13 protein-coding genes are annotated in these 10551 nt (G+C 73.0%); 8 read left to right on the forward strand and 5 right to left on the reverse strand.

The window, feature by feature from the left end; genetic code table 11:
• The first annotated feature begins 59 nt into the window (after positions 1 to 59).
• Entirely contained in the window at positions 60 to 1682 is a 1623-nt protein-coding gene (locus ABT008_RS04200; RefSeq protein ID WP_350693494.1) for an acetolactate synthase, read from the forward strand.
• A gap of 21 nt (positions 1683 to 1703) precedes the next feature.
• Here the strand turns inward: ABT008_RS04200 and ABT008_RS04205 are convergent, their stop codons facing one another.
• Genes ABT008_RS04205 through ABT008_RS04215 form a run of 3 tightly spaced genes read right to left on the reverse strand, consistent with a single transcriptional unit; the run spans position 1704 to position 2839 of the window.
• Positions 1704 to 2120 (reverse strand): PLD nuclease N-terminal domain-containing protein, encoded by a 417-nt coding sequence (locus ABT008_RS04205; RefSeq protein ID WP_350693495.1) that lies wholly within the window; start codon positions 2118 to 2120, stop codon positions 1704 to 1706.
• Positions 2121 to 2150: 30 nt separating this feature from the next.
• A complete protein-coding gene (locus ABT008_RS04210) occupies positions 2151 to 2453 on the reverse strand; it encodes a DUF202 domain-containing protein (protein ID WP_350693497.1) in 303 nt (100 codons plus the stop codon).
• Positions 2450 to 2839 (reverse strand): DUF202 domain-containing protein, encoded by a 390-nt coding sequence (locus tag ABT008_RS04215; RefSeq protein WP_350693499.1) that lies wholly within the window; start codon positions 2837 to 2839, stop codon positions 2450 to 2452. The genes ABT008_RS04210 and ABT008_RS04215 overlap by 4 nt, the downstream gene beginning before the upstream one ends.
• A 40-nt stretch (positions 2840 to 2879) precedes the next feature.
• On the opposite strand from ABT008_RS04215, the gene ABT008_RS04220 reads away from it, so the two are divergent.
• The 4 genes from ABT008_RS04220 to ABT008_RS04235 all read left to right on the forward strand — a co-directional run bounded on the left by ABT008_RS04220 (position 2880) and on the right by ABT008_RS04235 (position 6030).
• Positions 2880 to 3677, forward strand: coding sequence for a GNAT family N-acetyltransferase (locus ABT008_RS04220; protein WP_350693501.1), 798 nt, complete (start codon positions 2880 to 2882; stop codon positions 3675 to 3677).
• The gene (locus ABT008_RS04225) at positions 3674 to 4087 is read left to right on the forward strand and encodes a hypothetical protein (RefSeq protein ID WP_350693502.1); all 414 of its coding nucleotides are present in this window, start codon (positions 3674 to 3676) and stop codon (positions 4085 to 4087) included. The genes ABT008_RS04220 and ABT008_RS04225 overlap by 4 nt, the downstream gene beginning before the upstream one ends.
• Positions 4088 to 4278: 191 nt before the next feature.
• Positions 4279 to 5058: an electron transfer flavoprotein subunit beta/FixA family protein gene (locus tag ABT008_RS04230; RefSeq protein ID WP_350693504.1), complete on the forward strand. Its 780-nt coding sequence runs from the start codon at positions 4279 to 4281 to the stop codon at positions 5056 to 5058.
• Between the two features lie 12 nt (positions 5059 to 5070).
• On the forward strand, positions 5071 to 6030 hold the full coding sequence (locus ABT008_RS04235) for an electron transfer flavoprotein subunit alpha/FixB family protein (RefSeq protein ID WP_176092906.1): 960 nt from the start codon (positions 5071 to 5073) through the stop codon (positions 6028 to 6030).
• Between the two features lie 101 nt (positions 6031 to 6131).
• Here the strand turns inward: ABT008_RS04235 and ABT008_RS04240 are convergent, their stop codons facing one another.
• Together ABT008_RS04240 and ABT008_RS04245 are read right to left on the reverse strand one after the other, a co-directional pair.
• Positions 6132 to 6929: an anti-sigma factor gene (locus tag ABT008_RS04240; RefSeq protein WP_350693506.1), complete on the reverse strand. Its 798-nt coding sequence runs from the start codon at positions 6927 to 6929 to the stop codon at positions 6132 to 6134.
• Positions 6883 to 7485 (reverse strand): RNA polymerase sigma factor, encoded by a 603-nt coding sequence (locus ABT008_RS04245; RefSeq protein WP_350694060.1) that lies wholly within the window; start codon positions 7483 to 7485, stop codon positions 6883 to 6885. Before ABT008_RS04245 ends, ABT008_RS04240 begins: the two co-directional genes overlap by 47 nt.
• Positions 7486 to 7714: 229 nt before the next feature.
• On the opposite strand from ABT008_RS04245, the gene ABT008_RS04250 reads away from it, so the two are divergent.
• The 3 genes from ABT008_RS04250 to ABT008_RS04260 all read left to right on the forward strand — a co-directional run bounded on the left by ABT008_RS04250 (position 7715) and on the right by ABT008_RS04260 (position 10429).
• Positions 7715 to 8545: a DUF4397 domain-containing protein gene (locus ABT008_RS04250; protein ID WP_350693508.1), complete on the forward strand. Its 831-nt coding sequence runs from the start codon at positions 7715 to 7717 to the stop codon at positions 8543 to 8545.
• Positions 8542 to 9192 (forward strand): class F sortase, encoded by a 651-nt coding sequence (locus ABT008_RS04255; protein WP_350693509.1) that lies wholly within the window; start codon positions 8542 to 8544, stop codon positions 9190 to 9192. Before ABT008_RS04250 ends, ABT008_RS04255 begins: the two co-directional genes overlap by 4 nt.
• A gap of 61 nt (positions 9193 to 9253) precedes the next feature.
• Entirely contained in the window at positions 9254 to 10429 is a 1176-nt protein-coding gene (locus ABT008_RS04260) for a cysteine desulfurase family protein (RefSeq protein ID WP_350693510.1), read from the forward strand.
• Positions 10430 to 10551: the final 122 nt, after the last annotated feature.

Raw genomic sequence — 10551 nt, forward strand, 5'->3', positions numbered from 1 at the left:
ACATTCCAGCTACCGGCCAGTAGCGTGTGACTTCGGTCGGCCGACGATAAGGAGCGGGAATGACGGAGCGGATCGAGGGGCACGGCGGGGAACTCGCACTCGCGGCGCTGCGCGCGTACGGGGTGCGGGAGATGTTCACCCTCTCCGGCGGGCACGTGTTCCCGCTCTACGACGCCGCGTACAAGGCCGACTTCCCGATCTACGACGTGCGGCACGAGCAGTCCGCGGTCTTCGCCGCCGAGGCGGTGGCGAAGCTCCAGCGTCGCCCCGGCCTGGCCGTGCTCACCGCCGGGCCGGGCGTGACCAACGGCGTGTCCGGGCTGACCAGCGCGTACTTCAACGCCTCGCCGGTGCTGGTGCTGGGCGGCCGGGCCCCGCAGTTCCGCTGGGGCTCGGGCAGCCTCCAGGAGATGGACCACCTGCCGCTGGTCGCCCCGGTCACCAAGCACGCCGAGACGGTCTTCACCGCCGACGACATCCCCCGGGCCGTCGCCGCCGCGCTGCGCACCGCGCTCACCCCACACCGGGGGCCGGTCTTCCTCGACTTCCCGCTGGAGGCGATCTTCTCGGTGGGCGACGCCGAGCTGCCGACGGCGACGGGCGTCGAGCCGGTCGAGGCCGACCCCGACGAGGTGGCCGCCGCCGCGCGGCTGATCGCCGGTGCGGCTCGCCCGGTGATCGTCGCCGGTTCCGACGTGTACGCCGGTGACGCGGTGGACGCCCTGCGCGCCGCCGCCGAGGCGCTCACCGTGCCGGTCTTCACCAACGGCATGGGCCGGGGCGCGCTGCCGCCGGAGCACCCGCTGGCCTTCGCCAAGGCCCGCCGGGTCGCCCTCTCCGGCGCCGACGTGGTCGTCGTGGTCGGCACCCCGCTGGACTTCCGGCTCTCCTTCGGTGACTTCGGCGACGCCACGGTGGTGCACGTGGTGGACGCGCCGAGTCAGCGCGCCTCGCACGTCGAGCCGGCCGCCGCCCCCGCCGGTGACCTGCGGGCGGTGCTCACCGCGTTCGCCGAGTACACCGGCGAGCGGACCGACCACGGCGACTGGGTGGCGCAGTTGCGCACCGCCGAGGACGCCGCCAAGGCCCGCGACGCCGAGGAGATGGCCGCCGAGACGGACCCGATCCGGCCCGCCCGCGTCTACGGGGAGCTGCGCAAGGTCCTGGCCCGCGACGCGGTCACCATCGGCGACGGCGGCGACTTCGTCTCGTACGCCGGGCGCTACCTGGAGCCGGCCCAGCCCGGCACCTGGCTCGACCCGGGCCCGTACGGCTGCCTGGGCACCGGCATGGGCTACGCGATGGGGGCCCGGATCACCCACCCGGACCGGCAGGTCTGCGTGCTGATGGGCGACGGCGCGGCCGGGTTCTCGCTGATGGACGTCGAGTCCCTGGTCCGGCAGAAGCTGCCGGTGGTGATGGTGGTCGGCAACAACGGCATCTGGGGCCTGGAGAAGCACCCGATGCGGGCCATGTACGGCTACGACGTCGCCGCCGACCTCCAGCCCGAGCTGCGGTACGACCATGTGGTGAGCGCGCTCGGCGGTGCGGGGGAGACGGTCGCCAAGGCGGCCGACCTGGGACCCGCCCTGGCGCGGGCGTTCGACGCGGGAGTGCCGTACCTGGTCAACGTGCTCACCGACCCGGCCGACGCGTACCCCCGCTCCTCGAACCTGGCCTGAGCACGGACCCCGCCCCGGCGGTCACACCTCGGGGCGGGGTTCCTCGCGCGGCGGGTCGCCCTCACGTCGGCGCAGGTCGTCCTCGCGCCGACGCAGGTCCTCCTCCCAGCGCTGGAAGAGTTCCTGGTCCTCCTTGCGGGACCGCTCCTGGATCGAGCGCAGGAACTCGGGGTCGTCGTCCGGGGCGAGCGGCCGCTGGGGCCCCCGCTCGGCCGGTCGCGCGCCCGTCGACCACATGCCGCCACCGTCGGCCCCCCGCTTGCGCCCGGCGACGAACCAGGCGATCGAGCCGATCAGCGGGGCGAAGAGGATCATCAGCACCCAGGCGATCCGGGGTAGGTGACGGATGTCGTCTTCCTCGGCGGACAGGCAACTGATCAGGGCGCAGACGGCGAGGACGACCTGCACCACGAAGAGGAGGATGTACAGCCGGGCCATGTACCCATCATGTCCTACCCGACGAGATGGTCACACCCCGCGCAGCACCAGCAGCACGCCGAGCAGGGCGAATCCGGCCGTACCCAGCCCCACCAGGGCGAGCGTACGGCCCCCGCCGGCGACCGCGCCGACGGTGATGCTCCGCCGCCAACAGAGCGTGACCACCGCCACCCACCCCAGCACGGCCAGCGCGGCCGGCAGCGCCCCGACGGGGCCGCCGCTGAGGGCGAGCCGGACGGCCAGCAGCACCACCACGGTCATCGCCAGCGCGGTGCGCCGCCAGGCCAGCCGGGTCCGCTCGGGTTGCAGCCCGGGGTCGCGGGTCGCGCTCATCGACCCACCGCGCCCACCAGTACCGCCACCGTGAGCAGCAGCGCGCCGAGCGCGACGACCAGGGCGAGCACGGCCGGGAACCGGGACGCGGGCAGCTCCCTGCCGAGCCGGATGGCGCGTTCGCTGCGCGCCCAGTGGTCCACCGCTCGCAGCGCGACCACCCCGCCGAGCAGCAGCAGCGCCACCGAGATCACCTCGCGCAGGTAGGACGCCGGCATCTCCGGCAGGAACTGCGCGGCGGCGAGCCCACCGGCGATCAGTGCCAGCCCGGTCCGCAGCCAGGCCAGGAAGGTCCGCTCGTTGGCCAGCGAGAAGCGGTAGTCGGGGGTACGCCCCACCGACCGCATCTCCTGCGGGTCGAACCAATTCTTGATCAACTGCCACACGCAGGTGATTATCCGGTTCCGGTCGGGCATAACTGGAAACATGACGGATCTTGACGCGATCACGTTGCGCACGACGTACGACACCCATCTGCGGCCGGGACTGCCCGATCCGGTGCCGGACGGGGTCCTGGTGGAGCGGGACGGTCCGTTGTTCCGGGTGCTCGGGCTGGACGGCCGGGGCCTGGTGACCTATCGCGATCTCGGCGGCCTGAGCGGCACCGAACTGGACGAACTGATCGCCCGGCAGGTGGCGGTCGCCGTCGGGCGGCGCGAGCCGGTGGAGTGGAAGCTGCACGGTCACGACGACCCGGCCGACCTGCCGCAGCGGCTGCGCGCGGCCGGGTTCACGCCGGAGGCGGAGGAGTCCGTCATGGTCGGGCCGGTCGCGCCGCTGGCCTCCGCGCTGCCGGTGGTGCCGGAGGGCGTACACCTGCGTGAGGTGACCGGCCGTGCGGACCTGGAGCGGATCGCGGAGCTGGAGACGCAGCTCTGGGGCGAGGACCTCTCCGGCCTGGCCGACGGGCTGGCCCGTGAGATCGACGCCGACCCGCAGTCGATCACCGTCGTGGTGGCCGAGGCGGACTCGACGGTGGTCAGCGCGGGCTGGGTGCGGTATCCGGCGGAGACCACCTTCGCCACGCTCTGGGGCGGTTCGACCCGGCCCCAGTGGCGGCGGCAGGGGATCTACCGGGCGCTGGTCACCTACCGGGCCCGGTCGGCCGGGCAGCGGGACCGGACGCTGTTGCAGGTCGACGCCGGTGCGGAGAGTCGTCCGCTGTTGGAGCGGCTCGGCCTCGTCGCGGTCACCACCACCACGCCCTACGTCTACACTCCGTGATCATGACGCAGCGGCTGACCGACGAGGAGAAGCTGACCCTCAAGACGGGTGCCTTCGGCGCGGTCCTCATGGTCTCGAACGCCGAGCCCGGCCTGCTGGCGGTCTTCCGGGAGAGCTTCGCCGCCTCCGGGGCGATCTCCGACGCCAGCGGAGTGGTGAAGGAGGCGCTGACCAGCGGCCCGCTGCCGAAGCTGCCGCGTGACTCGGCGCTGGAGATCGAGTCGGTGGTGCTGCCGGCGCTGCGTCGGGCGGTCGGCATCCTCACCGAGAAGGCGCCGCAGGACGTCGGCGTCTACCGCGAGGTGGTGCTGGCCGCCGCCGACCGGACCGCGCGCGCCCACCAAGGGGTCAGCCCGGCCGAGGCCGAGGCGATCGGTCGGATCAAGGACGTCCTGGGCGACTCGTCCTGACCGACGGCCACATCGGTGAGCTGCGTCACGTCGGTCGCGCACAGAAGCCTATGCTACCGACAGGTAACATCGCGTCGTGGGCAACTGCACAGCAGCCCACGGTTGACCTGACGGCAACAGACACGCAAGGCTGCGCCCCAGACCAGGGGCGATTGAGCACACCACCACAGCAGGAGGGTCGTCGAAGCGCGATGAACATCGTCGTACTCGTCAAGCAGGTGCCCGATTCGGGCGCGGACCGCAACCTGCGTACTGACGACAACACTGTCGACCGCGGTTCGGCGAACAACGTCATCAACGAGATGGACGAATACGCCATCGAAGAGGCGTTGAAGATCAAGGAGGCGCACGGCGGCGAGGTGACGATCCTGACCATGGGTCCGGATCGGGCGACCGAGTCGATCCGCAAGGCGCTGTCGATGGGCCCGGACAAGGCGGTGCACGTGGTGGACGACGCCCTGCACGGTTCCTGCGCGGTGGCCACCTCGAAGGTGCTGGCCGCGGCGCTCGGGCAGCTCGGCGCGGACCTGGTGCTCTGCGGTGCCGAGTCGACCGACGGCCGGGTGCAGGTGCTGCCGCACATGCTGGCCGAGCGGCTGGGCGTGGCGGCGCTGACCGGCGCCCGCAAGCTCACCGTCGACGGGAGCACGTTGACCGTGGAGCGGCAGACCGAGGAGGGCTACGAGGTGGTCACCGCCTCGACGCCGGCCGTGGTCTCCGTCTGGGACACCATCAACGAGCCGCGGTACCCGTCGTTCAAGGGGATCATGGCGGCCAAGAAGAAGCCGGTGCAGACCCTGGGCCTGGCCGACCTGGGTGTGGCCGCCGACGAGGTGGGCCTCGCCGGGGCGACCAGCACGGTGCTGGAGCACAGCAAGCGCCCGCCGCGTTCCGGTGGGGTCAAGGTCACCGACGACGGCTCCGGTGGCGCCCAGTTGGTCGAGTTCCTCGCCACCGAGAAGTTCGTGTGAGGGGTGTGGGACATGTCTGAGGTTCTCGTCGTCGTCGAAGCCACTCGGGAGTTCGGCGTCAAGAAGGTCACCCTGGAGATGCTCACCCTCGCGCGCGAGCTGGGCACTCCGGCGGCGGTGGTGCTCGGCGGCGCCGGTGCCGCCGACGCGCTCGCCGGCAAGCTGGGCGAGTACGGCGCGGAGAAGATCTACGCCGCCGAGGGTGAGGAGATCGACGGCTACCTGGTGGCGCCCAAGGCCACCGTGGTCGCCGACCTGGTCAAGCGGGTGCAGCCGGCCGCCGTCCTGCTCGCCTCCTCGCAGGAGGGCAAGGAGATCGCCGCCCGGCTGGCGGTCAAGCTGGACAACGGCATCCTGACCGACGTGGTGGCCCTGGCCGCCGACGGCACCGCCACCCAGGTGGCCTTCGCCGGCTCGACCGTGGTCACCTCCAAGGTGACCCGTGGCCTGCCGCTGGTCACCGTCCGGCCGAACTCGGTCACCCCGGCCCCGGCCGCCGCCACCCCGGCGGTGGAGCAGCTCACGGTGACCGTCGGCGACACCGACAAGCTGGCCAGGGTCGTGGACCGGGTGGCCGAGCAGAAGGGCTCGCGCCCCGAGCTCACCGAGGCCGGTGTGGTGGTCTCCGGCGGTCGTGGGGTCGGCAACGCCGACAACTTCACGCTGGTCGAGGAGCTGGCCGACCTGCTCGGCGGCGCGGTCGGCGCCTCCCGGGCCGCCGTCGACTCCGGGTACTACCCGCACCAGTTCCAGATCGGTCAGACCGGCAAGACCGTCGCGCCGCAGCTCTATGTGGCGCTCGGCATCTCCGGTGCGATCCAGCACCGGGCCGGCATGCAGACCTCGAAGACGATCGTCGCGGTCAACAAGGACGGCGAGGCGCCCATCTTCGAGCTGGCTGACTTCGGCGTGGTCGGCGACCTGTTCAAGATCGTCCCGCAGGCCGCCGAGGAGATCCGCAAGCGCAAGTGAGGCGTGATCGCGAAGCCGCCGCCCGGAACACCGGGCGGCGGCTTCGTCGTCTGCGCCGAGGGAGCTGATCGGCGGGCCGGGGAGCTGAACCGGCCCGCCGATCAGCCCGTCAAGGAGCCCCTCAACAGGCTGTCCCCGGAGTGGGCGGTGTCGTTGTCGTACTGCTCGGCGGAGACGTCGACAACAGAGTACTGCCCGAGGTCGACGTTGGGCGGGAGCGGCAGCAGCACCTCGCTGCCGGTGCCGAGTACGCCGATCGAGAACATCTCCATGGTGTTCGGGTTGATGAGCCAGACCTCGTAGTACCCCGGCACGGCCGGGAGATTCGCGACATGCAGATGAAGCTCGCCACTGTCGAGCACCCGCGCGTCCCCCCGGGCCTGAGCCGGCGTGCTGCCGTACGCGTCGAGCCGGGCGCTGGCCACCACCGTCTGGGCCGGCGGGGCCGGGTCGGTCGAGCCCCCGCCCAACACGGCCACGGTGCCGGCCACGCCGACGGCGGCAGCGGCCACCGCGGTGGTCACGGTCGCCAGCCAGCGCGGGACCCGGGTACGCCGGCCCGGTGCCACCGGACCCGCGTCGGTGCCCGCCGGCAGGTCGTCGCCCGCCGGGGTGTCCCCGGTACGCGGCACGGGTGGTCGCCGCCGGCCGTCCGCAGTCAGCCCGGGCAGGTCCTGCGCGGCCCGGATCTCGGCCGTGATGCCCTGCCAGACGTGCTCCGGCGGATCGGGCAGGCCGCCCAGACCCTGGGTGGCGGCGCCGAGACCCGCGACGTGCCGCAGGTCCTCCAACTCGCCACGACAGTGCGGGCAGCCGTCGAGGTGGGTGCGGTCGACCTCCTCCGCCTCGCTCTCACCGAGTGCCAGAAAGACCAGCCGGTCGTGCTCCAGGTGCGGCACCGTCCACCTCCCATCTGCGCTTCAGACTCGCCATGCCGCGTCGGATGTGACTCTTGACGGTACCCAGCGGCACACCGGTCACCGCCGCGATCTGCTGGTGGGTCAGATCGTCGAAGAAGGCCAGCTCCAACATGCGTCGCTGGTCGGCGGGGAGCCGCGCGAGTTCGTCGGCGACCACCAGCCGGTCCACCACGACGTCCGGGTCGGCACCGCCGGTGGCCGGCTCGGGGAGTCGGCGTACCGCCTCGGTCACCCGGTTCTCCCGGCTGACCGACCGCAGCCGGTCCACCACCTTGCGCCGGGCGATCCCGAGCAACCAGCCGACCAACGAGCCCCGGGCGGGATCGAAGGTGTCCCGGCCGAGCCAGGCGGCGACGAAGGTGGCCTGGGTGACGTCCTCCGCGTCGCTGCGGTTGACCAGGGTGCTGGTGGCCAGATGGAACACGGCACGGCCGTAGCGGTCGTACGCCTCGCGTAATGCCAGTTCGTCGCCGTGGCGGAACCGGTCGGCGAGGTCGTCCTCGGGTGTCCCCGGCTCGTGCCGGGCCCCGGTCACGGGACAGGTCGCCTGGTTGGGGGCATGCCCGACTGTAGCTCTCACCGGCGCCGTCCCCTCTGTCAGCCCAGCGGCTCCTCGATGTCTCTTCGTCCGGGACCACCCCGCCGGATGCGCTTGCGAGGAAGAAAAGAAAGTCGATTCCCGGCGCATCCAGGCGGCGACGTACCGGCGTAACTCGGGATGTCAGCAACACCAACGAACCAGTACGAACCATCAGGAGGCAGACATGCAGCTCGCGTACCTTCGTCGGATCGCCGCGGGCGGCGCGGCCGCCGCGCTGACCTTCGTCGCCGCCGGCGTCGCCACCGCCACCCCGGCCTACGCCGCCACCTCGAAGGTCTCCGTCGTGCACGGCATCCCGGACACCCCGGTCGACGTGTACGTCAACGGCGAGAAGACGCTGGAAGGATTCAAGCCCGGTGACGTGGCGGGTCCGCTGGACCTGGCCGAGGGGCGGTACGACATTGCGCTGACCAAGCCGGGCGAGCCGATCGGGCAGGCCATCCTCACCGTGGACGACGCCGAGGTGCCGGGCGGGGCGAACCTCAGCCTCGCCGCCCACCTCGACGCCGAGGGCAAGCCGAAGATCACGCCGTTCGTCAACGACACCGCCAAGGTGGACGCCGGCAAGGCCCGGCTGATCGTCCGGCACACCGCCGCCGCCCCGGCGGTGGACGTCCGCGCCGGTGGGACGCCGGTCTTCGAGGACCTGACCAACCCGAACGAGGCCAAGGGCGACGTGGACGCGGGCAGCGTCTCGGCGGACGTGGTGCTCGCCGGTACCGACACGGTGGTGATCGGACCCGCCGACCTGAACCTGCGGGAGGGGACCGCGACGATCGTCTACGCCATCGGTTCCGCCGAGGCCGAGAACCTGGACATCGTGGCGCAGACCATCACCGGGCTGCACTCGGCGCCCTCCGGCGTGCCCAGCGGCACCGGCGGCGAGGCGGGCACCGGGCTGACCACCGGCTGGTACGTCCTGGCGGGTGCCGGGGTGCTGCTGCTCCTGCTGGGCGGGGTCCGGGTGGCCCGCACCGTCCCGGGTCGCCGGTGAGCGTCGTCAACCGTGCGGCGCTGGCGGCACTCGCCGCCGGCGCCGCCGCGCTCACCATTGTCGGGGTGGTGGCGGTCGCCTCCCGCCCGTCCGGCAGTGTCGGCGCCGAGCAGGCCGTCGCACTGGCCAGCCCGACCCCGTCGACCGTGGGCCCGAGCGTGGCGGTACGCCCCGGCGGACTGCCCGACGCGGCGACCCCGGTGCCCCCGGTACGCCTGCGCATCCCCGCGATCGAGGTCGTCGCGCGGGTCGACCCGGTCGGCGTGGACGCGCGCAGCGGCGAGTTCGACGTACCGCCCAGCGTGGACCGGATCGGCTGGTACCGCTTCGGTCCCGGGCTGGAGGCCGACGCCGGTTCGGTGGTGATCGCCGGGCACGTCGACAGCGCGGAGCAGGGCCGGGGCGCCTTCTGGCGACTGCGGGAGCTGGCGCCGGGCGACACCCTCACGGTCACCGGCGCGGACGGCACCCCGCGCGGCTACCGGGTCGTCGCCCGGGAGGAGTACGACAAGACGAAGATCCCGCTGGAGCGGTACTTCGCCCGCGACGGCCGGCCCCGGCTGACGCTGATCACGTGCGGGGGACCGTTCGACGCCCAGGCCCGCAGGTATCGCGACAACATCGTGGTGACGGCGGTTCCGGCGTGAGTCCGGCGGCCGGTACTCCGGACTGCGATCCAGGCGGGCGCGGTCGTTAGGCTGAACCGTGATGGCTTACCTGGATCATGCCGCGACCACTCCGATGCTCGGCGAGGCACTGGAGGCGTACGTCGCGACCGCCCGCGAGGTCGGCAACGCGTCTTCCCTGCACGCGTCCGGCCGGCGCGCCCGGCGGCGGGTCGAGGAGTCGCGGGAACGGGTGGCCGCCGCGCTGGGCGCCCGGCCGTCCGAGGTGATCTTCACCGGCGGCGGTACGGAGAGCGACAACCTCGCGGTCAAGGGCATCTTCTGGGCGCGCCGGGACGCCGACGCCGGGCGGATCCGGGTGGTCTCCAGCGCCGTCGAGCACCACGCGGTGCTCGACGCGGTGGACTGGCTGGGCGCGCACGAGGGCGCCGAGGTGGGCTCGTTGCCGGTCGACGGCACCGGTCGGCTGCACCCCGACGCGCTGCGCGCCGAGTTGGCCGCGCACGGCGACCGGGTGGCCCTGGTCACCGCGATGTGGGCGAACAACGAGGTCGGCACCGTCCAACGGGTCGGCGAGCTGGCTGCGGTCGCCGCGGAGTACGGCGTCCCGTTCCACACCGACGCGATCCAGGCGGTCGGCCAGGTGCCGGTCGACTTCGCCGCCAGCGGCGCCGCCGCGCTCACCGTGACCGGCCACAAGCTCGGCGGCCCGGTCGGCATCGGCGCGCTGCTGCTGGGCCGGGACGTCGCGGCGGTGCCGCTGCTGCACGGCGGCGGCCAGGAACGCGACGTGCGGTCGGGCACCCTGGACACCGCCGGCATCGTTGCCTTCGCGGTCGCCGTCGAGGCGGCGGTCAAGGGCCAGCAGGAGTACGCCACCCGGGTCGCCGCACTCCGCGACGACCTGGTCCACCGGGTACGGCAGGCGGTGCCCGAGGTGGTCTTCAACGGCGACCCGACGGACCGGTTGCCCGGCAACGCGCACTTCTCCTTCCCCGGCTGCGAGGGCGACGCGCTGCTGCTCCTGCTGGACGCGCAGGGCATCGCCTGCTCGACCGGTTCGGCGTGCTCCGCCGGGGTGGCGCAGCCCTCGCACGTCCTGCTGGCGATGGGCGCCGACGACGACCGGGCCCGCTCCTCGCTGCGCTTCTCGCTCGGCCACACCAGCACCGCCGGTGAGGTCGACGCGCTCATCGCCGCCCTGCCGGGGGCCGTCGACCGGGCCCGGCGGGCGGCGGCGCTGCGGACGCCGCGCTGACGCAGGGCCGACACGGCGCGGTGAGCCCAGGCGACGCCCGGCTTCGACACGGGCCCAGCGTGGACCGGGGCGACCGCCGACCGGCGGCGCGGAGATAGGCTCGGTGGGAAGGGAGCGTGGTC

Source organism: Micromonospora sp. NPDC002389, assembly GCF_040296095.1.
Classification (GTDB): domain Bacteria; phylum Actinomycetota; class Actinomycetes; order Mycobacteriales; family Micromonosporaceae; genus Micromonospora.

Excerpts from the sequence above, each read along its gene's own strand:
- ABT008_RS04205 (WP_350693495.1), bottom strand. The coding sequence starts at position 2,120 with ATGGCCCGGCTGTACATCCTCCTCTTCGTGGTGCAGGTCGTCCTCGCC.
- ABT008_RS04235 (WP_176092906.1), top strand. The coding sequence starts at position 5,071 with ATGTCTGAGGTTCTCGTCGTCGTCGAAGCCACTCGGGAGTTCGGCGTC.
- ABT008_RS04200 (WP_350693494.1), top strand. The coding sequence starts at position 60 with ATGACGGAGCGGATCGAGGGGCACGGCGGGGAACTCGCACTCGCGGCG.
- ABT008_RS04260 (WP_350693510.1), top strand. The coding sequence starts at position 9,254 with ATGGCTTACCTGGATCATGCCGCGACCACTCCGATGCTCGGCGAGGCA.
- ABT008_RS04210 (WP_350693497.1), bottom strand. The coding sequence starts at position 2,453 with ATGAGCGCGACCCGCGACCCCGGGCTGCAACCCGAGCGGACCCGGCTG.
- ABT008_RS04250 (WP_350693508.1), top strand. The coding sequence starts at position 7,715 with ATGCAGCTCGCGTACCTTCGTCGGATCGCCGCGGGCGGCGCGGCCGCC.
- ABT008_RS04230 (WP_350693504.1), top strand. The coding sequence starts at position 4,279 with ATGAACATCGTCGTACTCGTCAAGCAGGTGCCCGATTCGGGCGCGGAC.
- ABT008_RS04220 (WP_350693501.1), top strand. The coding sequence starts at position 2,880 with ATGACGGATCTTGACGCGATCACGTTGCGCACGACGTACGACACCCAT.